The sequence below is a fragment of the Microbulbifer sp. CNSA002 genome (genome assembly GCF_047324085.1).
Taxonomy (GTDB): domain Bacteria; phylum Pseudomonadota; class Gammaproteobacteria; order Pseudomonadales; family Cellvibrionaceae; genus Microbulbifer.
In genome coordinates this window covers 3,222,586-3,248,402 of sequence record NZ_CP172449.1, presented here as the reverse complement: position 1 = coordinate 3,248,402, position 25,817 = coordinate 3,222,586, and the positions used below count along the sequence as shown (strand labels likewise).

21 protein-coding genes are annotated in these 25,817 nt (G+C 49.8%); 17 read left to right on the top strand and 4 right to left on the bottom strand.

The window, feature by feature from the left end:
* Positions 1 to 235 precede the first annotated feature (235 nt).
* The 14 genes from ACG1BZ_RS14445 (at position 236) to ACG1BZ_RS14380 (ending at position 15,608) form a co-directional block, all read left to right on the top strand.
* Positions 236 to 1,621, top strand: a complete 1,386-nt coding sequence (locus ACG1BZ_RS14445; protein WP_413665874.1) for a glyceraldehyde-3-phosphate dehydrogenase — start codon at positions 236 to 238, stop codon at positions 1,619 to 1,621.
* 374 nt (positions 1,622 to 1,995) lie between these two features.
* Positions 1,996 to 3,336 (top strand): Na(+)-translocating NADH-quinone reductase subunit A, encoded by a 1,341-nt coding sequence (locus ACG1BZ_RS14440; protein ID WP_413662429.1) that lies wholly within the window; start codon positions 1,996 to 1,998, stop codon positions 3,334 to 3,336.
* Between the two features lie 2 nt (positions 3,337 to 3,338).
* Positions 3,339 to 4,550, top strand: a complete 1,212-nt coding sequence (locus ACG1BZ_RS14435; RefSeq protein WP_108733655.1) for an NADH:ubiquinone reductase (Na(+)-transporting) subunit B — start codon at positions 3,339 to 3,341, stop codon at positions 4,548 to 4,550.
* Positions 4,543 to 5,325 carry a Na(+)-translocating NADH-quinone reductase subunit C gene (locus tag ACG1BZ_RS14430; protein ID WP_282932330.1) on the top strand — a complete coding sequence of 261 codons (783 nt, stop codon included), beginning with the start codon at positions 4,543 to 4,545 and terminating at the stop codon, positions 5,323 to 5,325. Before ACG1BZ_RS14435 ends, ACG1BZ_RS14430 begins: the two co-directional genes overlap by 8 nt.
* A 2-nt stretch (positions 5,326 to 5,327) precedes the next feature.
* Positions 5,328 to 5,984: an NADH:ubiquinone reductase (Na(+)-transporting) subunit D gene (locus ACG1BZ_RS14425; protein WP_282932331.1), complete on the top strand. Its 657-nt coding sequence runs from the start codon at positions 5,328 to 5,330 to the stop codon at positions 5,982 to 5,984.
* Positions 5,985 to 6,035: 51 nt separating this feature from the next.
* A complete protein-coding gene (nqrE, locus tag ACG1BZ_RS14420) occupies positions 6,036 to 6,596 on the top strand; it encodes an NADH:ubiquinone reductase (Na(+)-transporting) subunit E (protein ID WP_370452159.1) in 561 nt (186 codons plus the stop codon).
* A 17-nt stretch (positions 6,597 to 6,613) separates the two neighbouring features.
* A complete protein-coding gene (gene nqrF / locus ACG1BZ_RS14415; protein WP_108733652.1) occupies positions 6,614 to 7,837 on the top strand; it encodes an NADH:ubiquinone reductase (Na(+)-transporting) subunit F in 1,224 nt (407 codons plus the stop codon).
* A 14-nt stretch (positions 7,838 to 7,851) separates the two neighbouring features.
* On the top strand, positions 7,852 to 8,913 hold the full coding sequence (locus tag ACG1BZ_RS14410) for an FAD:protein FMN transferase (RefSeq protein ID WP_413662428.1): 1,062 nt from the start codon (positions 7,852 to 7,854) through the stop codon (positions 8,911 to 8,913).
* A complete protein-coding gene (gene nqrM, locus ACG1BZ_RS14405) occupies positions 8,910 to 9,152 on the top strand; it encodes a (Na+)-NQR maturation NqrM (RefSeq protein WP_282932334.1) in 243 nt (80 codons plus the stop codon). Before ACG1BZ_RS14410 ends, nqrM begins: the two co-directional genes overlap by 4 nt.
* A gap of 142 nt (positions 9,153 to 9,294) precedes the next feature.
* Complete coding sequence (gene sthA, locus ACG1BZ_RS14400) at positions 9,295 to 10,692, top strand: Si-specific NAD(P)(+) transhydrogenase (protein WP_108733649.1); 1,398 nt, start codon at positions 9,295 to 9,297, stop codon at positions 10,690 to 10,692.
* On the top strand, positions 10,689 to 11,153 hold the full coding sequence (locus ACG1BZ_RS14395; RefSeq protein ID WP_282932335.1) for a thioesterase family protein: 465 nt from the start codon (positions 10,689 to 10,691) through the stop codon (positions 11,151 to 11,153). The genes sthA and ACG1BZ_RS14395 overlap by 4 nt, the downstream gene beginning before the upstream one ends.
* A gap of 96 nt (positions 11,154 to 11,249) precedes the next feature.
* Positions 11,250 to 11,888 carry a LysE family translocator gene (locus ACG1BZ_RS14390; protein WP_413662427.1) on the top strand — a complete coding sequence of 213 codons (639 nt, stop codon included), beginning with the start codon at positions 11,250 to 11,252 and terminating at the stop codon, positions 11,886 to 11,888.
* A 775-nt stretch (positions 11,889 to 12,663) separates the two neighbouring features.
* Positions 12,664 to 13,365 (top strand): YopT-type cysteine protease domain-containing protein, encoded by a 702-nt coding sequence (locus ACG1BZ_RS14385; RefSeq protein WP_413662426.1) that lies wholly within the window; start codon positions 12,664 to 12,666, stop codon positions 13,363 to 13,365.
* Between the two features lie 659 nt (positions 13,366 to 14,024).
* A complete protein-coding gene (locus ACG1BZ_RS14380) occupies positions 14,025 to 15,608 on the top strand; it encodes an alpha/beta fold hydrolase (protein WP_413662425.1) in 1,584 nt (527 codons plus the stop codon).
* 97 nt (positions 15,609 to 15,705) lie between these two features.
* Here the strand turns inward: ACG1BZ_RS14380 and ACG1BZ_RS14375 are convergent, their stop codons facing one another.
* A complete protein-coding gene (locus ACG1BZ_RS14375) occupies positions 15,706 to 16,041 on the bottom strand; it encodes a hypothetical protein (protein ID WP_413662424.1) in 336 nt (111 codons plus the stop codon).
* 1,047 nt (positions 16,042 to 17,088) lie between these two features.
* On the opposite strand from ACG1BZ_RS14375, the gene ACG1BZ_RS14370 reads away from it, so the two are divergent.
* Both ACG1BZ_RS14370 and ACG1BZ_RS14365 read left to right on the top strand, forming a co-directional pair.
* The gene (locus tag ACG1BZ_RS14370) at positions 17,089 to 18,042 is read left to right on the top strand and encodes a helix-turn-helix transcriptional regulator (protein WP_413662423.1); all 954 of its coding nucleotides are present in this window, start codon (positions 17,089 to 17,091) and stop codon (positions 18,040 to 18,042) included.
* 104 nt (positions 18,043 to 18,146) lie between these two features.
* Positions 18,147 to 18,596, top strand: a complete 450-nt coding sequence (locus ACG1BZ_RS14365) for a GyrI-like domain-containing protein (protein WP_413662422.1) — start codon at positions 18,147 to 18,149, stop codon at positions 18,594 to 18,596.
* Between the two features lie 299 nt (positions 18,597 to 18,895).
* Here the strand turns inward: ACG1BZ_RS14365 and ACG1BZ_RS14360 are convergent, their stop codons facing one another.
* The gene (locus tag ACG1BZ_RS14360) at positions 18,896 to 20,863 is read right to left on the bottom strand and encodes a DUF3604 domain-containing protein (protein WP_413662421.1); all 1,968 of its coding nucleotides are present in this window, start codon (positions 20,861 to 20,863) and stop codon (positions 18,896 to 18,898) included.
* Between the two features lie 282 nt (positions 20,864 to 21,145).
* On the opposite strand from ACG1BZ_RS14360, the gene ACG1BZ_RS14355 reads away from it, so the two are divergent.
* Positions 21,146 to 22,825 (top strand): NAD-dependent malic enzyme, encoded by a 1,680-nt coding sequence (locus ACG1BZ_RS14355; RefSeq protein ID WP_413662420.1) that lies wholly within the window; start codon positions 21,146 to 21,148, stop codon positions 22,823 to 22,825.
* A gap of 44 nt (positions 22,826 to 22,869) precedes the next feature.
* Here ACG1BZ_RS14355 and ACG1BZ_RS14350 read toward each other — a convergent pair whose 3' ends face one another.
* Together ACG1BZ_RS14350 and ACG1BZ_RS14345 are read right to left on the bottom strand one after the other, a co-directional pair.
* On the bottom strand, positions 22,870 to 24,174 hold the full coding sequence (locus ACG1BZ_RS14350) for a patatin-like phospholipase family protein (RefSeq protein WP_413662419.1): 1,305 nt from the start codon (positions 24,172 to 24,174) through the stop codon (positions 22,870 to 22,872).
* A 529-nt stretch (positions 24,175 to 24,703) separates the two neighbouring features.
* A complete protein-coding gene (locus ACG1BZ_RS14345) occupies positions 24,704 to 25,324 on the bottom strand; it encodes a hypothetical protein (RefSeq protein WP_413662418.1) in 621 nt (206 codons plus the stop codon).
* Between the last annotated feature and the right edge of the window lie 493 nt (positions 25,325 to 25,817).

Genomic DNA, 25,817 nt, shown 5'->3' with positions numbered 1-25,817 from the left:
CGCTCGGGTGGACTACAAAAAGGTAGTTTTACTACATTTTTTTGGCTCTTTTTTGCTCAGTTGCGCAGTGTAAAGCGAACACTATAATGCGCAGCCATGCGGTCCTGAGTGGTTTCAAGGCCGTATTTCTTGCCTACTAAATACATTGCAGAGGTGTCCGATAGTGACTCAGAAGCGACCGAAGCCCGCGGACTTTTTCAAGGACTGGAAACAGCGTGAAGCACTGGCTGAATCCATGATTCCGATGATTGGAAAGCTCAACCGTGAGAGCAACGTCGGTATTTATATGTACGGCCGCAACCTGGTTAATCGCTCAGTGCTGAGCATTATGAAAGCGCACCGTTTCGTGCGTCAGGTTGAGGAAAATGAACTCTCCGAGTTTGAAACCTTCCCTGTATTGGAAGCCATCTGCAAGATGGAGCTGGGTCCCGTACATATCGACCTGGGAACCATGACCAACAAGTACATGCGCGACGATCGCGGCTTGTCTGTGGACGAGTTTGTACGTGAAGAGCTGTCCGACGCAGCGGGTGCCGGCAAGCCTCTGCCCGAATCCAAAGATGTTGTGATCTACGGTTTTGGTCGTATCGGCCGTCTGGTTGCCCGCCTGCTGATCGACAAGGCTGGTAGTGGTGATGTTCTGCGTCTGCGCGCTATCGTATTGCGCAAGGGCAAGGCCCCCAACGATTTGGTGAAGCGCGCTTCTCTGCTGCGTCGCGACTCCGTACATGGCGCCTTCCAGGGCACTATCCGTGTGGACGAGGAGACCAACTCCCTGATCTGTAACGGTAACGAAATCAAGATCATCTACGCCAACTCCCCTCAGGAAGTGGATTACACCCAGCACGGTATCGACGATGCGATTATCGTTGACAGCACCGGTGTATGGCGTGATGAAGAAGGTCTGAGCCAGCACCTGCAGAGCCCAGGCGCTTCCAAGGTGCTGCTGACTGCACCGGGCAAGGGCGATATCAAGAATATCGTTTACGGTATCAACAGCAGCGACATCAAGCCGGAAGACAAGGTACTGTCCGCCGCTTCCTGTACCACTAACGCCATCGTGCCTGTCCTGAAAGCGATGATGGATGGCTACGGCGTTGAGCACGGCCACGTAGAAACCGTACACGCTTACACCAACGACCAGAACCTGATCGACAATTACCACAAAGGTGAGCGTCGCGGTCGCGCAGCAGCGCTGAATATGGTTCTGACTGAAACTGGTGCTGCCAAGGCGGTTGCCAAAGCGCTGCCCGAGCTGAAAGGTAAGCTCACCGGCAACGCAATTCGCGTTCCGACTCCTAATGTTTCCATGGCGATCCTTAACCTGAACCTGGGTAAAGAGACCACCAAGGAAGAGCTGAACGAATATATGCGCGATGTGGCACTGCACTCGCCGCTGCGTCAGCAGATCGATTTCACCAACTCCCCGGAAGTGGTGTCCAGCGATTTTGTTGGCTCCCGCGTTGCCTGCGTATTCGATTCCACTGCGACTATCGTGGATGGCAAGAACGCTGTGCTCTACTGCTGGTACGACAACGAGTTCGGTTATAGCTGTCAGGTAGTTCGCTGCCTGGAAGATATGGCTGGTGTTCGCTACAAGTTGTTCCCGCAAGAGGACTAAGGCGTCACGCCACCTCTCCGCAGTCGGTACCCAGATCCGACTGCGGGGTTTCGGCGACTGTTCCAGTCGCCGCACCATATCTCCCCAAATCCCTGTTTTTTCAACAGAAATTTCCAATCTTAGTGCCACTTAAAGACTTTCCAGACTGGTAATGACTCTGGCCCATCTTTATAATGCGCGCGATTTTGCGGGGCGGCCGTGCGCCGAGAAGTTAGCGCGCACATCCTTTTTAGTTAGCTTCCTTCCTCCCGGTTCACGGGTGATACGGCATAAGCCCTCGCAGCACGGAATTCCACAATAGGACCCGTCATCCCAGGCATGGGACGGTGGGTCCTATTGCAATTTTTTTAAACTAGAAACTTAGGCATAGGCGTATGAGAAAGATCCGTCGGGGATTGGACTTACCCATATCCGGCGCGCCCGAGCAGGTCATTCAAAAAGGACCTGCGATCAAGACCGTTGCTGTTCTCGGCCCCGATTATCACGGGATGAAGCCGACAATGGCAGTGGCTGTAGGGGATCGCGTCAATCTTGGTCAGCTGTTGTTTAGCGACAAAAAAACTGAAGGCGTGCGCTACACAGCGCCTGCTGCCGGTCGTGTTGTTGCGATTAACCGTGGCGCTCGTCGTGTTCTGCAATCCGTCGTGATTGGCATAGACGGCGATGCAGCGGAACAGTTCCAAAGCTACAGCGCAGATAAACTGTCTGGTCTGACTCGCGAACAGGTCGTTGAAAACCTGGTTGAGTCCGGCATGTGGACCGCACTGCGCACCCGCCCGTTCAGCCGCGTTCCCGCCCTGGACGCTGAGCCGGTAGCTGTGTTTATCAATGCGATGGACACCAACCCTCTGGCAGCCAATCCAGAAGTAGTGATTGCTGAGAATCCCAAAGCCTTCTCTCAGGGCGTCGAGATTCTTTCCAAGCTGGCAGAAACCACTTACGTCTGTACTGCTCCAGATGCGGATATTCCAGTACCGAGCGCAGCGAATATTCGCCGCGAAACCTTTGCCGGCCCCCATCCGGCAGGTCTGTCCGGTACCCACATCCACTACCTGAAGCCAGTTTCTGGCAACCGCAGTGTATTTACCATTAATTACCAGGATGTGATCGCTGTAGGCAAACTGTTTACCACCGGTAAGCTGTTTACCGATCGTGTCGTTTCCCTGGCAGGCCCTCAGGTCAAACAGCCGCGTCTGCTGCGCACCCGCCTCGGTGCCAGTCTGGAAACCCTGACTTCTGATGAGCTGAAAGGCGATAACGATCGCATCATCTCCGGCTCTGTATTCGGTGGCCGCACCGCTGCTGGCCCGATGGCTTACCTGGGTCGCTACCACAACCAGATCTCTGTACTGGAAGAGGGCGATGAGCGTCCGTTCCTGCACTATCTGCGTGCTGGTAATAAGCGTTTCTCTGTATTCCCGATTTATCTGTCGCGCCTGGTGAAGAACAAGCTGTTTAACTTCACCACCAGCACCAACGGTTCTGAGCGTGCCATGGTACCGGTCGGTAGTTATGAGAAAGTCATGCCGCTGGATGTACTGCCCACTCAGTTGCTGCGCTCCCTGATCGTTGGCGATACTGCAATGGCTCAGAAGCTGGGCGCACTGGAGCTGGACGAAGAAGATCTGGCGTTGTGCACCTTTGTGTGTCCGGGCAAGTACGAGTACGGCCCCATTTTGCGGGACAACCTGACCCGTATTGAGAAGGAGGGGTAAGTATGTTGCGTAAATTCCTCGATTCGATCGAACCCAAGTTTCACAAAGGCGGTAAGTTCGAAAAGTTCTACGCCCTGTTTGAAGCGATTGACACCGGTCTGTTCCAGCCGGCAGACAAGACCAAAACCACTGCTCACGTGCGCGACGGTATCGACCTGAAGCGTATTATGATCACCGTTTGGGCTTGTGCCATGATCCCGGCGTTCTACGGTATGTGGAATATCGGTTTCCAGTCCAACACCATTCTGGAAGGTATGACCAACCCGGATCTGTCCGGCTGGCGTCACGCCATTATCGGCGCTCTGACTTCCTACAACCCAGCTAGCCTGTGGGACAACTTTGTCTACGGGGCCATGTACTTCCTGCCTATTTATGCGGTCACTTTTATTGTGGGCGGTATCTGGGAAGTCCTGTTTGCTGCGGTGCGCGGTCACGAAGTCAACGAAGGCTTCTTTGTAACCTCCATCCTGTTCGCATTGACCTGTCCGCCGGATCTGCCTCTGTGGATGGTGGCTATGGGCATCAGCTTCGGTGTAGTTATCGGTAAGGAAGTATTCGGTGGTACCGGCAAGAACTTCCTCAACCCGGCTCTTACCGGCCGTGCCTTCGTATTCTTTGCCTATCCGGCAGCAATGTCTGGAGATGCGGTTTGGACTGCGGTTGACGGTTATACCGGTGCTACTGCGCTGTCTGTTATGGCCAGCGAAGGTATCCAGAACGGTATCGTCAATGCTGCTGTTGGCCAGGTAACCTGGTTCGACGCTTTCTTCGGTCAGATCCATGGTTCCATTGGTGAAACTTCTACCCTGGCTATCCTGATTGCCGGCGTAATCCTGATGGGCATGAAGATTGCCAGCTGGCGCATCGTAGCCGGCACTCTGCTGGGCATGATGGCCACCTCTTTCATGTTTAACATGATTGGTTCCGAGACCAACCCGATGTTCCAGGTTCCCTGGTACTGGCACCTGGTAGTGGGCGGTTTTGCCTTCGGTCTGATCTTTATGACTACGGACCCTGTATCCGCTGCAATGACCAACACCGGTCGCTGGTGGTACGGCATCCTGATCGGGGTGATGGTTGTCCTGATTCGTGTGGTGAACCCGGCCTTCCCGGAAGGCATGATGCTGGCGATTCTGTTCGCCAACTTGTTCGCTCCGCTGTTTGACCACTTTGTGGTGCAGTCCAATATCAAACGGAGGTTGGCACGTGGCTAATAAAGATTCCGTAACCGGTACTCTGATTGTCGCGCTGGTAATGTGCCTGGTGTGCTCCGTAGTGGTATCCACCGCTGCGGTAATGCTGAAGCCTGCCCAGCAGGCGAATGCCGAGCTGGACATGAAGCGCAACGTACTGATGGCTGGCGGCCTGTTGAAAGACTCTCACGCTGATAAAGCGGAAGTCGAAAAGGCCTTCGCCGACGTAAAAATCAAATACGTCGACCTGAATACCGGTAAGTTTACCGATCAGGCTCCGGCTGGTGGCAGCGGTCGCGCTGCTGCCAAGATCCCGTCTGATAGTGAAAAACTGCCGGCTGACGAGGACACTGCCAAAATTATCCGCCGGGAAAATACCAAAGAGGTATACCTGGTAGAGAAAGACGGCAAGCTGGACAAGATCATTCTGCCGATTCGCGGTTATGGCCTGTGGGGCACCCTGTACGGCTTCCTCGCTCTGGAGAGCAACCTCGACACCGTAGCGGGCCTCGGCTTCTACGAGCACAAGGAAACTCCGGGACTGGGTGGTGAAGTTGACAACCCCAACTGGAAAGCCCAGTGGATTGGTAAGAAAGTCTTCAACAACCAGGGCGACGTGGATATCGCAGTGATCAAGGGTCAGGTTAACCCCAACAGCCCAGACGCGATTCACGAAGTAGATGGCCTGTCTGGTGCAACTCTGACCAGTAAGGGCGTTAGCAACCTGGTGAACTTCTGGTTGGGTAACCAGGGTTATGGTCCCTTCCTGAAAAACCTGAAAGCAGGGGAGGCATAAGCATGAAAATCAAAGATACTCTGCTAGAGCCGATTTTTAACAACAACCCGATCGCGCTGCAGATCCTGGGTATCTGTTCTGCACTGGCTGTTACCAGCTCGCTGCAGGTTACCCTGGTAATGTGTATCGCACTGACCTCGGTTGTGGCCTGTTCCAACGTTGCGGTATCCCTGATCCGCAAACAGATCCCGAACAGCATCCGTATCATTGTACAGATGACCGTGATTGCCTCTTTGGTAATCCTGGTAGACCAGCTGATCAAGGCCCTGGCTTACGACATCTCCAAGCAGCTGTCTGTATTCGTTGGTCTGATCATTACCAACTGTATCGTAATGGGCCGTGCGGAAGCCTTCGCTATGAAGAACCCGCCGCTGCCCAGCTTCTTCGACGGTCTTGGTAACGGTCTGGGATACAGTGTGATCCTGATCGGTCTCGCGGTGGTTCGTGAACTCTTCGGCGCCGGCAAACTGTTCGGTGTAGATATCCTGACTACCGTGAGCAACGGCGGTTGGTATATCCCCAATGGCCTGCTGCTGTTGCCGCCGAGTGCATTCTTCCTGATCGGTCTGTTCATCTGGGCGATCCGTGCCTGGAAACCGGCACAGGTGGAAGAAGATGAGTTCAAGATTGCGCCTAATTCCCAAGCGCAGGAGGCCTAATCCGTGGAACATTATATTTCTTTGATTATCCGCGCCGTTTTCGTTGAAAACATGGCGCTGGCCTTCTTCCTCGGTATGTGTACCTTCCTGGCGGTATCGAAGAAGATCGAGGCCGCTATTGGCCTGGGTGTTGCGGTTATCGTGGTGCTGACTCTGACAGTACCAGTGAACAACCTGATCTACACCTACCTGCTGAAAGACGGTGCACTGGCCTGGGCCGGTTACCCCGACGTGGACCTGAGCTTCCTCGGCCTGTTGTCCTACATCGGCGTAATTGCGGCACTGGTACAGATCCTGGAGATGTTCCTGGATAAATATGTACCAGCTCTCTACAACGCGCTGGGTGTGTTCCTGCCGCTGATTACCGTGAACTGCGCCATCATGGGTGCTTCCTTGTTCATGGTTGAGCGCGAGTACGCGTTTGGCGAGAGTGTTGCCTACGGCTTCGGTGCTGGCCTTGGCTGGGCACTGGCGATTACCGCTCTGGCTGGTATTCGCGAAAAGCTGAAATACAGTGACGTTCCGGATGGCCTGAAAGGTCTGGGTATCACCTTCGTAACTGTTGGTCTGATGTCCCTGGGCTTCATGTCCTTCGGCGGCATCGATATCTAAGCGGGGAAAACAATAGAATGAGTATTGAAATTATCCTCGGCGTAGCGATGTTTACCGTCATCGTATTGGCGCTGGTAGCGGTGATCCTTGCGGCCCGCTCGCGCCTGGTAAACACCGGCAACGTCAACATCCTGGTTAACGGTGAGAAGACTCTCACCGTACCGGCCGGCGGCAAGCTGCTGCAAACCCTGGCTGCCAACAACCTGTTCCTGGCCTCCGCCTGTGGCGGCGGCGGCAGTTGTGCGCAGTGTATCTGTAAGGTGAATTCCGGTGGTGGCGATATGCTGCCGACTGAAGCGGCTCACTTTACCCCGCGCGATGCCAAAGAAGGCAAGCGTCTTTCCTGTCAGGTTGCGGTTAAGCAAGACATGGAAATCGAAGTGCCGGAAGAGGTGTTTGGTGTTAAGCAGTGGGAGTGCACTGTGGAATCCAATCCGAACGTGGCCACCTTTATTAAAGAGCTGACCCTGCGTCTGCCCGAAGGTGAAAACGTTGACTTCCGCGCTGGCGGTTACGTACAGCTGGAAGCTCCGGCTCACCATGTCAAGTTTGCCGACTTCGATGTCGAAGAGCAGTACCGTGGCGACTGGGAGCACTTTGGCTTCTTCAAGCTGGAGTCCAAAGTGACTGAGCCAGTGGTTCGCGCTTACTCCATGGCTAACTACCCGGAAGAGAAAGGTGTTGTTAAGTTCAACATCCGTATCGCGACTCCGCCGCCCCGCACTGAGGGCATTCCGCCGGGTCAGATGTCTTCCTACGTTTTCAGCCTGAAGGCAGGTGACAAGATTAAGGTGTACGGTCCCTTTGGTGAGTTCTTCGCCAAGGAAACTGACAACGAGATGGTATTTATCGGTGGTGGTGCCGGTATGGCGCCAATGCGTTCACACATCTTTGATCAGCTCAAGCGCCTGAACTCCACCCGTAAGATCAGCTTCTGGTACGGCGCGCGCTCCCTGCGCGAGATGTTCTACGAAGATGACTACAACGGTCTGGCTTCCGAGTTCGATAACTTCCAGTGGCATGTGGCTCTGTCCGATCCTCAGCCGGAAGACAATTGGACCGGTTACACCGGATTCATCCACAACGTGGTATATGAAAACTACCTGAAGGACCACCCGGCTCCGGAAGATTGTGAGTACTACATGTGTGGGCCGCCCATGATGAACGCGGCAGTCATCAATATGCTCAAGGACTTGGGTGTAGAAGATGAAAATATCCTGCTGGATGACTTCGGCGGATAATTGGAGGGCTTAGCTTGCTAAAAGCAATCACAGGCCCGACAAACTCAAAAACAGGGCCCGTCTTTACGGCCCTGTTTTTGCTTTGGGCGGCTGTAATTTTATCGGCTTGTGCTCCTTCGCCGGAGTCCTGGCAGTTGGCTGGCCGCACCATGGGAACCAGCTATCACATCACCGTCGTTCAGGTGCCCCCTGGTCTGGAACAGGGTGAGTTGCAGCAGTTGATTGACGATGAGTTGCAGCAAGTCAACCAGGAGATGTCGACCTATATCGACGACTCTGAGTTAATGCGCTTTAACCAAAGCCCGGTAGGGCAGGCGATCCCGGTTAGCCAACACTTGGCAGATGTGCTGGAAATGTCCCTGGATATTTATCGCCGCAGTGAGGGCGCTTTTGAGGTGACGGTCGGCCCGCTGGTCAATTTGTGGGGCTTTGGTCCCCAACCGGAACCGGAGCATATCCCCTCAGATAAAGACATTGCCGATCTGCTGACCGTCGTCGGTTCCGATGCGTTAACCCTGACCCGTAAGCCAGACACTGTTATCAAGAGCCGCCCCGTTGAGGTGGATCTTTCAGCGATTGCCAAGGGCCATGGCGTTGATCGGGTTGCCGAGCTATTGGAAGACCTGGGTATTCGAAACTACTTGGTCGAAATTGGCGGTGAACTGCGAACTAAGGGTGTGAATCCAAAGGGTAAGACCTGGGTAATTGGCATTGAAGTACCCAGCGTGGCAGGGCAGATGGTGCAGGAGCCAATTGCGGTGAGTGGGAAGGCAGTAGCTACGAGTGGAGACTATCGCAACTACTACGAAAGGGATGGTGTTCGTTACTCCCATAGCATTGACCCACGCTCCGGGCGGTCCATCAAGCACAAATTGGCATCGGTAACCGTTATTGCCGACACCTGTGCTGAAGCCGATGGTCTGGCTACCGCGATCAATGTCCTCGGTGCTGATGCCGGCATGGCGCTGGCAGAAAGAGATAATCTAGCCGTCTTTATGGTGGTGAAAACTGATTCAGGTTTCGAAGAGCGTTCTAGCTCTGGCTTTAAACCTTATGTAGAGAGGTCTGAGAAGTGACAATTTTCATATTTGCCTTTGTGGCCATGTTGCTCGTTGTTGCCGGTATGGCGATCGGGGCCATGGTTCAGAACAAACCGTTAAAGGGAACTTGTGGCGGGCTCAACAATATCGGCATGAAGCAGGATTGCACAGTCTGTGGTGGCGATGACGATGAGTGTGAAAAGGAACAGGAGAGGCAAAGACAGCAGCAGATGACTGCCGAAGATCTCGCTTACGACGCATCTAAACGCAAGTAAGCTTTCCCTCTCCAACAAGCCCGTGATCAACGGGCTTGTTGTTTTATGTCATTGGCACAAGTGGTGTCGATAATCGTAAATTAAGAGTAAATAGCGCTAAAACGCTGTGTACTCCGTTTGGAAAATAGAATTAGAGCATTTAATGGCTGAGCAAAAGTTTGACCTGGTAGTAATTGGTTCTGGCCCGGCTGGAGAGGCCGCCGCAATGAGCGCAGCAAAAAAGGGCATGCGCGTTGCGGTTATTGAAAAGCGCCAAGTGGTTGGTGGTAATTGTACTCACAAAGGTACCATTCCCTCCAAGGCGCTGCGCCACTCTGTCAAACAGTTGATGCGTTATAACACCCAGAGCGTTTTTCGCGCATTGGGTGAACCCCGCCGCCTTACTTTCCCCCAGGTAATGCAGACGGTGAATAAAGTTATTTCCTATCAGGTGGAAATGCACACTTCTTTTTATGCCCGCAACCGGGTTGAGCTGATCGTCGGCGAAGCCAAGTTCCGCGATGAACATACTGTCGAGGTGCTTATGCCCGATGGTGCGGCGGAAACTATTACAGCGAAGAAATTTATTATTGCTACTGGCTCACGCCCTTATCGTCCCGCCGATGTAGACTTTGATCACGAGCGGGTCTACGACAGCGATATGATCCTGGATATGCAGCACACCCCTCACTCCATTATGATCTATGGTGCTGGTGTTATCGGCTGTGAATACGCGTCTATCTTCGCTGGCCTTGGCGTTAAGGTGGATTTGATTAATACCCGTAACAGCCTGCTGGAATTTCTCGATGATGAGATTTCTGATGCGCTGAGCTATCACCTGCGCGATATGGGCGTGACTGTTCGCCACCAGGAGGAGTATGCGCGGGTACTGCCCAATGAGCAGGGCGTAATTATGGAGATGCAGTCCGGCAAACGTATCCATGCGGATGCACTGCTCTGGTGTAACGGCCGTACTGGTAACACCAGCTCCCTCGGCCTGGAGAATGTCGGTCTGGAAGCGAACCATCGCGGACAATTGAGCGTTGACGATCACTACTGTACCGAAATTGAAAATATTTTTGCGGTCGGTGATGTGATTGGCTGGCCCAGCCTTGCCAGTGCCTCTTATGACCAGGGGCGTGCGGTTGCAGCAGCGATTGCGGGCCGTGGCCATCGAGTAATTGAAGATGCGCCTACCGGGATTTATACCCTTCCAGAGATTTCCTCTGTGGGTAAAACCGAATCAGAGCTCACCGCAGCCAAAGTACCCTACGAAGTGGGCCGCGCACTGTTCAAGCACACTGCGCGGGCGCAGATTTCTGGTGAGCGCGTAGGCATGCTCAAGATTTTGTTCCATATCGAGACTCACGAAATCCTGGGCATTCACTGCTTTGGAGCAGAGGCTGCTGAGATTGTGCATATTGGCCAGGCCATTATGAAACAACCAGCACCGAATAATTCAATCGATTATTTCGTTAATACCACCTTTAACTACCCCACCATGGCAGAGGCATATCGCAGTGCTGCACTGGATGGGCTCAACCGGGTTGCCCGCCTATGACAGAACCCTCACCCAGTGAGTTTCAGGCGTTGGTAAAGGAATTTTTTGAGCAGATTCCTTTTAATCAACAAATTGGACTTGAGATGCGCGACCTGGACCTGGAGGCGCTCACACTTTCCGCAGGCTTTGAACTGAACCCACAGTTGATAGGCAATGTGTGGAAGAACATCCTGCACGGTGGCGTAATTGCCACCGCCCTGGATACGGTTGGTGGTTTGACCGCAATGGTCGCCGCCTACCAGCATCTGGGAGATGTGCACTGGAAAGAAAAAGTGGATCGCCTATTAAAGCTGGGTACGGTCGACATGCGTGTAGACTACCTAAAGCCGGGCAGGGGAGAACACTTTCTCTGCCATGGCTCAATTCTGCGCACCGGTAACAAGCTGGTTGTAACGAGAATGGAGTTGATTAACGACACGGATGAATTGATTGCTACCGGTACGGCAACTTACCTGTATTGACCTTAGTCCGAGCCAACCCTTGGCTCGGCGACCTCCTTAGATATACCCCTTAGATGTACCCCTTATCCACTGGCTTTCTTTAAGGTGTTTATTATTATGAGTGAAATCCTCGCATTTGCTGCAATCTCTCTTTTGTTGGTTATTTCACCAGGGCCGAACAGCGTCCTGATTCTTAAAACAGTAGCTAGTAGGGGGCTGAGGCCGGGAGTGGAGAATATTTTTGGGCTGGTTTCAGCAACATTTGCCCATGGTGCCATTTCGATCTTGGGTTTATCGGCGATTATATTGCAGTCGGCTGAAATTTATACATTCATCAAATATCTTGGGGCCGCCTACCTGGTTTATTTGGGAGTGAAAACGATATTAGCCACACTATCAAAATCTTCCGTGAAGGATACAGGGGATGAATTGTTACCAATTACAGCAGCTCCTGGGAACTCATTCCGAAATTTTGGAGAGGGTTTCCTGACTCAGATTCTTAACCCCAAAGTATCGATGTTTTATCTCGCGGCCTTTCCGCAGTTTATCTCAGTTGGCAGCTCTAGTTACTATGAGGCTTTCCTATTGGTCTCACTTCATGCATCAATAATATTCCTGTGGTTTCTGGCACTTGCGACTATGTTGTCGAAGTGGAAAGTGGCTTCCATTGGTGGGAATATGCAAAGATGGGTTCAGCGTTTTAGTGGTGGCCTATTGATTGGTTTTGGCAGTTTAGTGGTTCGCCAGGATACTTAAGATTCTCTCGTGTAACTGATGTTGTTTCGAGGGCTTCCAGTATTTATTCCTTCCGCCCTAGGTTAAAACTTCCCCTGGCGGGTAAGGAGCACAACAGTAGCAATATCCCTCCGAGACAAAAAAGAGCCACGATGTAGTGGCTCTTTAGCCTTTTTGATCCAAGTTCATTGATTCTTACTTCTGATCGTTTGTTTATGTCTCTTTTGAGTACGTTATGCGGTGTAGCGAAAGGTACGGATTGGTGCCTGTTCACCGAGGGTAATTAAATCAATGTGTTGATTTAAAATTAACTGGGTGTTTAGTTAAATTGCTGTACTGATAAGTATATTTAAAACCAGTCTCTATTCAGAGGCCCCTTAAGTAAACCGAAATACCTTGATGCCTGTAGTGAATTTTAAATAACAGTAGTTATTTTGTGGTTGTTTTGCCTGATGGCGACATTGATCGCTTGTCGTGGACTTGTAGTCTGTAAAAATATAGCATGTTGAAAGCGTTATATTTTCGACCATTCAAACTAATATAGTCATTACTAAGCTGCGTTTTAATTTTAAGGTTCCCTTAAAGGTGGGTGATACCTCAGTGTTTTGTTTGTCACTTTTTTGTGATGAGTTGATCGGTTGAGGTGCATTCTTTGAATTTTGTCGTGCTTTTTAAAGGAAATGTTCGGGTGATATTTTTTCTAATAATAATTAATCACTAAATTTGCACATTGTTTGCATAAAGCCCGGATAATATAAATAAAGCCGAATATTCGGTTGTGATGTGAGGATAAAAAATGCCAAGTTTACTGAATAGTGATGCAAGTGCGTCCAATTACGGTGGGCAGTTAACCTGGAAATTCAGCCAGGGAAGCTATTCAAAAATCACCAAAAAGCATCCACATACCAAGGGTGGGATTTGTGAGGCTCTGTCAGTTAGCTGGGTCAGTAAAGCCCTTCAGTCGGGGCTTCAGGATGCGTTAACTACCGGTGGCAGTATTGATGATACAAAAATAGCCGTGGTCGCTCAGAGATTTGCCTCTATGTATCGATTTAAGTTTGCAAATGGAACTGAGGGTAGGCCTAGCACATCTTTTGAGATGATTAAGGAGACTAAACAATATTTGGAATCTCAGGGGTTTCGCAATATTGGGCAGGCGGGTAGCGGTATTGCACAGAAGAAAAAAAGTCCTTCGTTGAAAGATCAGTTCGCCGCATCTTTCGATGTTCTTGAATCTAAAGACTGCTTCAAGCAGCAGTCCAATACTATCCACTGCGTCTTAAGGACAGCTGGTACTGGTTGGGGACATGCGATGGCATTTCGTGTTGAGCCATCTGCTGATAAAGTAAGTTATTTTTTTGATCCTAATAAGGGTGAGTTTAAATTTCTTAAATATTCACAATTTAGAAAGTGGTATGAGCACTATCATAGTGATTCGAGATTATATAGAACTTCAAGGGCTTTGGGGTTTGATATCTTTGTGCATAGCGACAGATAAATTAGGGCTTGTGAGTTAGCGCTTGCGCATTTGAAGAGCACTTTGGATAGTTGGGTAGGGTGTCTACGGGTTGTAAACCTAGAGGAGCCGCTCTCCCTTCTACTTTAGGCTTATTCAGTTTTTATTTTGATCTTCCGTTTTTCGTACGTGTCTTAGCCTAAACTTTGAAAGGCCTTTGTGAGTCAAAACTCCGGCTATTCTCCTGAATTATAAGTCTCGCGCTGACATAGTTTTTGAGTTTGTAAAAATAGGTTTTTAACTCACTTTCAATATGTTCACTTGGCCTCTCAATACTTTTTTCTACTTTTTATAATTTCCGATGATATGTTCGCCTGGCTCAGGGGTATTCAGCCCTTTTCTTGGGTCTATTTTTGGCGTTCTCAGTATCTCTTGAAGAGGCTATCGGATTAGACCAATCTTTCAATTTCAGTCTAGGCCCTCAAAGAAACCTAGCGGAGTACGCTTTTGGGGGTAGGGATAAGCCTCACAGCGGCGTTTATACTGTCATTGCCAAGCGACTCGGAATAAGGGGTTTTGGCAGAGGGTTTCACATCTTTCGCGAGCGGTGTTTGCAGCTAACAATTATCCTTGAGAAAATCACCGGCGCCTTTCTCTGAGAACTGCTAGTACCTTACATTTCAGGGGTTAATAACTTATCAATGGGAATCTCAATCCAAATGCTGGGCGACCTTCTTGTCTCCCGTGATGGCAGCCCAGTTAATCTACCACCCTCAAGAAAAACTCGAGCACTTTTGGCTTTCTTACTGTTGGCTGCGAGACCTCACAGGAGGGATCGCTTATGTGAGATATTCTGGGAGCTGCCCGATGATCCGCGTGCCTCCCTGCGCTGGTCTTTGAGTAAAATTCGATCCATTGTCAACGACCCAGAAATAGAGCGCCTCATTGCTGATAGAGAGCGTGTCAGCTTGGATACGGAAGGCATTTGTATTGATGTTGCCGAAATAGCACTTAAGCTTGATTCCCCCGGCGTTTTGGCAGCAGAGCTGGAAGATATCCATCGACAGCTGCAGGAGCCTTTCCTGGATGGGATCGATCTGCCCGATCAAGAACTATTTCAACGGTGGTTGCTGTCTGAACGTCAAGAGATTGTTCAATTGCAAGGGAGGGCGCTGTCCCGCTTGTCCTCTCACCCGGGTGTTCCTATACCGGACCAGTTAACTTGGGCCCGCAGCTGGGTGGCATTGGAGCCCTATAACCCAAACGCTGCAACGCAGTTACTGCATTTGTTGAGCTCATTGGGATTGAGTAGTGAAGTGGAGTTTGAACGGACAAGGCTTGCTGAAAGATTCCGCAAAGCAGGCATTACATGGTCGCCCTGCAGGCTTGGTGAGTCGGTAGTTCAGGAGTCCGGTGATGATTTGGCTACGGGGCGTAAACTGCTAACTCAACAGAAGGTTGAGTTTTGTACGGCCAGCGATGGTGTGCGTATTGCCTATGCCAAGATGGGAGAGGGGCTTCCAATAGTTAAAGCCGCAAACTGGTTGAGTCATTTAGAGCATGACTGGGACTCTCCCATATGGAGTCCATTGTTTCGGGAGCTTTCTGTCGACCACCAGTTTATTCGTTACGATGAGCGTGGGAATGGCCTGTCGGATTGGGAAGTTGAAAATATCTCTTTTGAGTCGTTTGTTACAGACCTTGAGACAGTCGTCGATGCCTGTGAAGTTGATAACTTTACTTTGCTAGGTATATCGCAAGGAGCGGCAGTATCTATTGAATATGCAGTAAGGCATCCAGAGCGTGTTAGGCAGCTGATTTTGTTTGGGGGTTATCACGCAGGTTGGCGAATAGGTGCCAGTGAGGCCACGATAAAAGAGCGCGAAGCAGTAATGACCCTGACAGCGACGGGCTGGGGACAGGATAATCCTGCTTATCGGCAGATTTTTTCCACGACATTTATGCCAAGCGCGAATGCCAGCGAATTAGAGTGGTTTAATGAGTTTCAGCGGCTGACTACTTCGCCGGAAAATGCTGTCCGCTTCCTATCGGTTTTTGGCAGTATTGATGTGCGGGACAAGCTCAAAGAGATTAATGTGCCCACTTTGGTGATCCATTCACTAGGGGACCAGCGTATTCCTGTTCAGACGGGCTGTGAAATTGCTTCTGCTATACCTGGCGCTCGATTTGTTGGTCTCAATAGCGACGGTCACTTACTCCTGGGGCGTGAGCCTGCCTCCAATGTATTTGTGGAGGAAGTTCGTCAATTTATATCAAAGCATTAATCGCCGATAGTGTGACCTATAAAAATAATATGAGGGGGCGGTTCTGCAGTGCAGCCACCCTGCTCAAAAACCAACAACTAAAGCTCTTAAGGGTTGGCTATAGGTAAACAGCCAGTTCTTTAGCTGAAAGATAGCGAATAGATGCTTCTGGAAATTTTCGAATGATATCGAGGGCGGCAGAGCGGGCATCGGCCTCATCGGCATATATATTGGGGAGCTTAACATTGGAGGTTGTTCTACCAGATATATAGCGCATTACCACGATATATCGCCCTTTCCATTTGCCCCAAAAAACGTCATTAGGAGCGTTGTTGACTGAGGACTTTTCAGGGGCTGCTTCTTTCTCTTCCTGGGGCTTAAGCTCCAACTCCGCTTCTTGCTCCCACATAAGTTGGGCAAGCCGATTTAATTCTTTAGAGTAACTAGTTGACATAAATCTCAAAGGCTTAAGAGTTTATTGGTTTAGGGTGTTTTGCTGATTACTAATACTGGCAAATTAAAGAGTTAACAGAAAAGATCTTAATAAATACTAATCTATAATTGAAAAATAGAAGTTAAGTATGGGTATGACCTTATCCGCTTGCATAGTTTATATATAAAACTTCTCTCAATTTATCAATAAATATTCCACTTGGTTCCATGGCACCTATTTGGTACAGAGTCCGTCATGACGAGCCGAGGGATATTGTTAAAAGCTATCTTCTCACATTTTAGAAAAAAATCATACCTGGTACAAATCAAATGTTTATTAAGTTTAAAGATAGTTAAGTTAACAGCTGCATTACCCGGCAGTATCTTTGTGATTACCTAGCGGTTTTTGGGTGATTACACCAGAGTGAGGGGCTTAATCAGGCAAATTGTTTGGGTTTTCCATAATTTACAAAGCCAGTAGATGGTTATGGGGCCTGTTTTAGATATCTTTTGCCAAATACCTGAGGTCTCTCATTACCACCGGGCTGCTAGTGAATACTTAGGGTTTTTAAGTCAGTAATTTTCATATGGTGACACTATTTCTAATAGAATAGGCGATGCTTAAACCTCACAATCCCTCACTCTCAGAGACTCCTCTTGTTCCGTTTAAGGTAGTGTAAATAAATGTAAAGGGTGCATTGGGGTGTCTACTTGCTTTGTCGCGCATGAAGAATAATTGAATTTTGGAAGGGCCCGCTAAGTAGTGCAGGATTGTATGTTCCTGTTTATAGGTTAATTTATGAGACCTTCCCCTTATCCTGGCTAATAAAGTTGCCCTTCCTAAAGAGGTTGGCACTTTAGTCCTGCAAATAGTTTCGCTGTATCCGCCTTTCAAATGATTCTTCAAACGCTCAATTCAACGATTGTGGGTTTTAATGGCTGAACTCGAAAGCGGCTTTGTCTCCCCCTTGGTGACCACGCACCCCGTGCACGGATCTCTTGATGAGTGCTCCCTGAGCACAGTGGAAACAAAAGTGTCGTGATTGGAGCTTGGCTTCAGCTGAGTCAGGTGAAGCGTAAAGATACAGAAGAAGTAAATTTATTGGTGAATTCCATGATTGCCCCTCGCCAAAAGGATTTGGACACTCACATAAGGCAAAATGTCTTATTTGAAAGTCAGTATTTAGGTGACTTGTTTCGGTTTCAAAAGATACTTGTTTCACCAAATGGAAATGTTTCAATTGGGTTTTCTTCAGATTTTAATCTGACAATGGTGATTTCAGGTGTTGCTGATATCAATAGTGATGCTTGCGAATTCCCTATGGCTTCGGGGGAGATCTGGCTATCGGGTGAAATGAGCCATGTTACAGTTGATAATTTGTCTGAGGGAGAAGACCTAGTAATCATCTGTGCGAGTATCAGCCCGGTCATGCTGACACGATTTTATGAGCGACACACTCGCGTACTGATTAAAGCAAAGAACGCTCTTGCATCCAGCGTGACAACGCTTCCCAAAAGCGGGCCTTTTGTTTTTCCAGAGTGTGACTTGACACGCTTTACTTTGGATTCACTGAGTGCATTTAGCAAGTTAAATGATGAGAGTTTGAATTATTTAAAGCTGGAAGAACTACTTCTCTTGAAGCTGCAGGGAGCTTGTGGTTGCCGCTTAGCTGACGAGTTGCTTCGGCAGGTTAATCCGGTGAACGAACGTTTCCGTCGATTTATGGAGGAAAATGCTACTCAGCACTGGTCTGTAGCAAATTATGCTAAACAGATTGGGATGAGTCTCACATCATTCAAGAATAAGTTTGGCCAAGTCTTTAAAGCTGAGTCACCAAAGGCTTGGATTAACGAACGTAGGTTACAACATGCTGATATTCAGTTGAAGACTACCAATAAGCGTTTAGTCGATATAGCTCTGGAGAGCGGATTCTCAAGTCAATCTTATTTTACCCAGCTTTATAAATCGATGTATGGGTACCCCCCTTCAGAGGTAAGGCAGAAATCCGTAAAGTCAGCTTGAAAAGGTACTTGTGATTTCTTGTGACCGTGTGCGCCTGGCCAGTTCCCGGAGAGCTGTTATAGTATTCGGCACTCTACGAATAACTAAATAATTGGTCCATAAAAATGGAAGTTAGAGAATTAGAAGGCCTGGAATTAGTGGGTTTTTATACCCGCACTAAGAACGCTAATGAGTCTGACCCAAAAACAGCAAAGATAACGCCAATGTGGGAGCGCTTCGGCGCAGAGGCTGCCCCCAAATTAAGGGGCAACCCTAAGGTATTTGGTGTTTACTCCAACTACGAATCTGACCATACCGGCTTTTTTGATGTCTATGCATGTTCAGATATGTTGTCGAAGGATATGTCTGAGGATTTCAAGTCGATTCAAATACTGCCAGGCAAATACCTGATGTTTTCCGCCAAAGGGGAAATGCCTCAGGTCGCCATTGATTTGTGGGGCGAGGTTTGGAGTTACTTCGCTGCGGAGGATTGCCCCCATCAGCGAGCTTTCACCACAGATTTTGAGCAGTATGTGGATGGAAATGAGGTTCAGATAGCCATATCCATCAAGTAATTGAATCGCGTATATATACGGGCTATTTAAGGAGCCTCTGAATAACTCCGTAATGCCTCTGCGAGTCTTGAAGGCTGCAGATGTTAGGCGCAGCTCGCCGCGAATGGCCGTAGCCCTTTACAAGAGCTGCAACGCAGCAGGTGCGGCCTTCAAGGCCCGCCCTTCGGGGCTTGCAGAGCGATTCACACTCCGCGTTGCGACTTCTTGAAAGGTCTAGACATTCCTGCGAAGCCGCGCCTTGATTGTGAACCGCTCTGAAAGCCAGAGGTATCACGGAGTTATTCAGAGGCTCCTTAACTCTAGGGTGAATACCAAATTGGCGAGCTGAATGCTCGCCCCTGCTGGGTAAGGGGTACTTTTTCATCCATTTCAGTACCGAAGCGTACCTTGTCAAATAGAGTCCATCGAGGTGTGGGTATCTCCAGGGCGCGCAGGTAGTAGACGGCTCTTTCCTTGGGGTTAAAGTCGGGATCTTTGAATACCGCGATTAGCTGAGGGGAGCCGATGGAGTTGGTGTATTCCGCCGTCTTCATATCCACAGTAGTCCCAACTGGGGGTAGTTTTCCCTCGGTATCCAGCTTACGGCTTCCAGACCACTTCACATTAAAGATCTTCTCCCGGGTGAGTCCGCTGCTATCCAACCAGCCCTTGATGATTTGGATACGGTCCAGGTTGGCGCCCTCAGGGTCTTTCAGTGCTGCGATAAGGAATGTCGGCGCCTGTCCCTCACTGGCTTGAGGTAGCTTCCCGCCCATTGGCACGCCTTTTTTATAGCCATTGGCGACCAGATCACCGTGAATATCCTCATCGTTATAGTCATAGCCTCCAAAGAAGCGAACTGAGATCCGGGGGCCTGTGGTGGCGAAAGTCTCCTTGCGGTACATCGCATCCCATATTGCCTCCCGGGTATTCTCGTTGGCCCAGACTCCCGTAACGCCTGAGGCAGCTTGTTCCCAGCCGAAGTACTCTCCACCAACTCCCTTGAGCAGGGGAAATGCCCAGCGCTCCTTGTTGCTGGGTTCCAGGGTCTTGAACTTGCCAAAGAAGTTGTCCTGGTCCGGTGTCGAAAGCCCGGTATGGGTGTCGGTGGCTGCGTTTGCGCCTAGCACGAAAGGGTTGGTGCCCAGCTTCTCCTCCAGGCGTAGGCCAGACTTCAGTGCCTCCCTCCAGTACTCGTATTGCAGGGCACCGGGGGGCTTGGGCTTTAAGATCAGGTTGCCTCTATCCCACAGATCCCAGTTGGCAAATTCATCTTCCGGGGAGAGGGCAGGGTGGGACTCACTTTGTCCCTTTACCTGCACCAGCTCATAAAGGGGTTCATAGCGGGCGCGCATTTGTGCCCACTCTGGAGTGAGTTCGGAGCCATCAAACTGACGCTCGATAAACATACGGCCATTAGACATATTGCCGTTGTGGGGGATGGCGAGCACCCGCCCGCCGGTTTTGTCTTCGTAGGCTTTCATCCACTCCCAGAGTTTTACCGGGTTCTCGGTATCAAAGGTAGTTAGGGGAAGTAGGGTCTTAGTGCGGTCTGCGCCATCACGAAAAATAATATTGCGGTGCAGGTTGTCGCCACCATCGGCGTTAACCGTCCACTCAAAGGCGATAAAGGTAGAAAACTCTCCGGGTTTGTAATATTTCTCTGCGGCTTCAACGGTTTTTTCCCAGGCGGATTTCATCCATTTGGGGTCCATTACTTGCTCGGGCAGTTTGCCTTCTGATTGAAGCACGATGACTTCACTTTTTGCTTCATTGGTCGCTTCTTCGCTGCCTGAAATTAATGCCTCGTGCCATTTTTTCAGGGTGGCATTGGACATCATTTCCGGATTGCCATCGACGATCTCGCTGATAACTCCCATACCGTCTGAATGATCGGTGATCATGAACCAGTCGTAAGGGCGGCTGAGCTTGGCTTTCAGTCCGCTGTTGGAGGTAACAGTTTCTCCCAGGGCAAATCGATAGGCGTCATCGGGAGTAAGAATTGCGCCATCCAACCCCGCATCTACCGACCAGCCAGTATGGACATGTGTATCGCCAAAATAGACATTGCGAGCGATGCGTTTTTCGCTGTCCCGTTGAGCTTCCAGCTCCGCTTCTATCTCCGGTGCCATCGCCGTGAGCGGCCGTTGTTTTTCTGGAGTGGCGCCCTCTGTTTGTCGGGCGTTTGAACTTGTATTTTTATCTCCGTCGGACTTTTTACTGCAACTATAAAGGCTGAGTACAAGAATAAAGAGGAGCAGGGTTAATCCAGCTTTGCTCTTGTGCATCGATGGCGGCTCCATTTCCTGAATGTGTCGGATCGCTTTTTAACGTAAAAGAATTCGTTGCGAAGAGAAGATAAATTACAGCTAGCATAGTTGAGCGACTCTGTTTATTCGCGAATTGGGCCACACCGGGGGCCTTGTTATCTATCGGCACAATAGATAGTCTTCGGCTCCAGTTGAGTTAGCACATTTATGCAACTTCAAGAACATGGTTGGCTAATTCAGTCATATTGAAATATGGCTACGCAATAATCATCGCTCCGGGCGATAGGCAAAAGCAGGCATATGAGTAACAACGAAAAGCGTCCACTTTACATCCCCCATGCAGGCCCCTCCCTACTGGAAATACCACTGCTCAATAAAGGCAGCGCATTTAGCTTGGAAGAGCGTCTCGAGTTTAATTTGGTCGGTCTTCTGCCGAATACCGTTGAGACGATTGAAGAGCAGGCCAAGCGCGCTTACCTCCAATTCCAGCAGTGTAAGACTGGCCTGGAAAAACATATCTACCTGAGGGGAATCCAGGACGACAACGAGACGTTGTTCTTCTATCTGATCGAACATCATACGGAAGAGATGCTGCCGATTATCTACACCCCCACTGTAGGTGCAGCTTGTGAAGAGTTTTCCAGTATTTATCGCAACCACCGGGGATTATTTGTCTCCTATCCGGACCGGGAATATATCGACGATATTCTGCGCAGCGCCACTAAAGAGAACGTCAAAGTCATTGTGGTGACCGATGGCGAACGGATACTTGGGTTGGGTGATCAGGGTATCGGCGGCATGGGTATCCCTATTGGCAAGCTCTCCCTGTATACCGCCTGTGGCGGTATCAGCCCGGCTTATACCTTGCCTGTCACCTTGGATGTTGGCACCAATAACCGCACTTTGCTGAGTGATCCCATGTATATGGGGTGGCGCCATGAGCGGATTTCCCAGGAAGAGTACGATGAATTCCTGGAGCAATTTATTGAAGCGGTAAAGCGTCGCTGGCCCAAGGTATTGGTTCAGTTTGAGGACTTTGCCCAAACCAATGCCACGCCGTTGTTAGAGCGCTATCGCGACCGCCTGTGCTGTTTTAATGATGATATTCAGGGCACGGCTTCTGTAGCACTGGGTACTATCCTGGCTGCCTGTAAGACCTGGCAAGAAACCCTCGCCGCGCAGAAGGTGACGATCGTGGGTGCCGGCTCAGCCGGGTGTGGTATTGCCGAGCAAATCGTCAGTGCAAAAGTGCAGGCCGGTCTATCCGATGCTGAGGCTCGCGAACAGATCTTTATGTTCGATCGCTACGGGCTTGTGACTTCCGATATGAAAGGCCTACACGACTTCCAAGCAGCTCTGGCCCAGGACCCGAGCAAGTACGATGGAGTGTCCAGCTGGAACCTTGAGACATTGATCGGTAATGTTGAGCCCAGCATCCTGATTGGTGTTTCGGGGCAGGGTGGCCTGTTTACCCAGCCAGTAATCGAAGCTTTGCACAAGGGGCACCGCCGACCTTTGGTGATGCCACTTTCAAACCCCACTTCCCGGGCTGAAGCGACTCCAACTGAGATATTCAGCTGGACCAAGGGCGAGGCTTTGGTAGCTACCGGCAGCCCCTTTGCAGCGGTAGAAATCGATGGTCATCACTATGCGGTAGCGCAGTGTAACAATGTCTACATATTCCCAGGTATTGGCCTCGGCGTGATTGCTTCCGGTGCTTCGAAAGTGACTGACAGTATGTTGATGGCAGCATCCAACGCCCTGGCGGAGCAGGCGCCGGTGGTGAAAGATGGCGAGGGTGCCTTATTGCCACACCTGAATGATATTCGCGAAGTGAGCATGCATATTGCCAGGGCAGTGGCTGCCCAGGCGCAATTGGATGGCGTTGCGCCCAAGGTGAGCCGCGAGCATTTAGAGCGTTTGCTAGAGCGTAACTTCTGGCGTGCAGATTACCGCTCTTATCGTCGTCGCTCTTTCTAAATAAGAGCGCTGGGCCCCTTGCGACTATCGCTTCGGGCCTGTCTCTAAGCCAGCTTTTCCCCGGTATAGAAGGAGTCTGGCTGGCGCAACACCAAGTAATCCTCCCAGTGGAATCCCTGATTCAAAAACTCAATTGCTGCATTGACGCCAGATAGGAACAGGTGTTCGCAGTGGTGGTCCGGCATGGAAAAATCCAGCCAGTGCGGGTTTTCTCCGGTATCGGTGGGGTTGATGGGGATTTCTTTTACCAGCGCATGGTATTCCGCGTTCAAGCTCGCGCGTACATGGTTGTCGAGCATATTGCGACAAGTGCTGATCAGCCCCATCGCAAACCTTCCTACCTTATCTGATTTTGGCTGGTACAGGTCCACTTCCAACTTGATCCCAAAGGTTGGCAATTTGGGGGTGCCGATGGGTTTATGGAAGATATCGAAAGGGAAGTTGGAGACAAGGCCGCCGTCAACAAATTCAATATCTTTGGGAAAGCCAGCGCGGAAAAAACGTTTGGGATCACCGATACCTTTAATGCTGCGCCAATTCTCGGCGACAGTATTGCACTCACTTAATTGGGGGATGCCCTTTACGGTGTAGGGCTTAAAGAAACCGGGTACCGACATGGAGGCACGTACGAACTCCGCGGGGTTTACTGCGCTCGGATTATCGAAGTAGAGCGGCGCCTTGGCTGGAAATACCGCGCGGGTCTCGGTAGTGATATCCGCTGCCACCAGGGCAACCTCGCCGCTACCTATCAAGTGATCTGGTGTGCCGCGGTACAGAAGCTGTGGGAACTGGTTAATTCTCTGGTTGAGCTGTGCGGTGTTGGTGATGCCCAGCTGTTTCAACTCCGTTTGTAACCACTGGGTAAAGGTATCTCCCGGATTTAGCCCCTTATGTCTGAGCAGGTGCCGCAAGGTGCGGATAGAATCGAAGGGGTGCAGTGCCAAACTACTCATCAAGCCTTTGCCCTTGAGCAGGCGCTGTACCGTATTGCGTGCATAGCGCTCGCCATCTTCAAAACTGGCAAAGTCGGCATTGGCGAGGATACCCAAGAGCTTTTCGCTCTTGCCAGTGCTCGGTGTACCGGCCGCTGCCAAGAAGAGCGCATTGATGGCACCCGCTGAGGTTCCAGCAATTTTGCGAAACCGAATTCCCGCCTTTTCCAGAATGTAGGTATATCCGACCAGGGCGATCCCCAGCATACCGCCACCTTCCATCACGATATCGACATACTGAAGGCCCTGGTTGTCCTGTACATCACTGAATACTTTTCCTTCAATGGTGGACTTGGATGCCTGCCAGTGTGCATCCGCTTTTGCGATGGCGTTTTCAACCCATGGCGATTTTTGCATGTCGGCTTTCCGTACTGTGACAGCGATCTACAAGAGAATTTAGACAATTTATCCGCTTGTAGGTGAAAAAGGCAGGGTATCACCCAGAATCAAATTCGTCATAGCATCTAGTCGTCTTTATTTGCTTTCCCGCTTGAATACTACTTGACTCATTAAACGATGAAATATCTTGCTGTGGCTGTGTTTGGATATATAGCGGGATTCGTACTTGCTGGCATGGTCGATGCAATGGCGTGGTGCTTACCTGATGGAGACTGAGGGTGAGTTGTTCAGGAGGACGATGTCATTTGCGAGAACAGCTTCCCTTCACTGCGAAATGGGAGGTCCACTTGTCCAGCCCTTGAAACCCACTGAGAGCTCCATTTATTGGCTGGGAAATGGTTTGGTCAGGAGAGTATCTAGTTGTTGGACTATTTACCTGATAAGTGCCGCGCCCCACCCAAAAAGGTCCAGAGGAGCACTTTTTGGGTGGGGCAACGAAATAGCTTGAAAATAATGAATATTATTCAGCAGATAAAGTTATTGCCTATTAAATTGAGACACCCATATTGCCTTCAGTACCGACACAGAATCCAAATATTTCATGGAAAAAGAGGCTTTTACATTCAAAATTGGAGGCGATATGGAAAGTGTCATTTGGGAATTTGGGGTCGTGAAGTCCCAGGTTGTGCTCGGTTCCCACGCAGTAGATATCATTTCTTGGGTCACCAGGTCTAAAGGCTATCCAATCCAGTTTCCAGCCGCCGAGATCACCCTGATCATCCCACTTGCCGTCAATGGGGTTCCATTGACCTACATTACCGTCAGCGCCTACACACCACATTACTCCAAAGTTATCGAAGGCAATCATTTTTAGGGGCCAGGGCTTTTTAATCTCAGGTTCCTCCCAGGCTCCAGCGGTGGTATTCCACTTGGCAAGATTACCTTTAGTCCCAACGCTCCACATGGCATTTGACTTGTCAAATGCAATCATTTTGGAATCCCAGGATTGGTTGTACTCTTTTTTGTCAACGAGACCAAAAGTTCTTGAATTCCACTTTCCGATATTATTTGAAGTTCCAACGCACCACAGGTTATCTTCTCTATCAAAGGTGACCATATTTAAATGCCACGTTGAGAGAAATCCTCTATCTTTAAAGTTCATTTCCATGATAAACCTCCTTAGGGTTTTTGGATTAGGGCTTTCTGATACTCAGGGATGTCAAAATTTTAAGGCTTAAAGTGAATTCATTTGAAAGCTAGTAAATAATCCAGTTGGATTTTTGGTTACATTTTGTTGACAGTTTTCAGATAAAAAGTATGCGCAGCCTTTTGAATGAAAAGATGTTTTAGATGCGCTTAGCACCTTCCAGCAAAGACTTATGTTGTGCTGGCCTATTTATTTTCCATTCGCCGACAGTGGTCTATCCAATGGCGGCTATTACTGCAAAAAGTGAGATTGTAGCTTTGTGGCTAATTATATTTCTATTCACTAAAAGGCTGGGTTAATCAATAGAACTGGCCACTCGGCTTGATAAAAACCTCCTAATCAGTTGTTTCAAGCGATCTTAAAGCAAAGGGCTGTGGTTTAAAATCCTCCTCGACTAAAAGGGCGGGGATTGCTACAGGTGGTTGGTGCCTTTTGGTAGTGGTTAGTCAATATA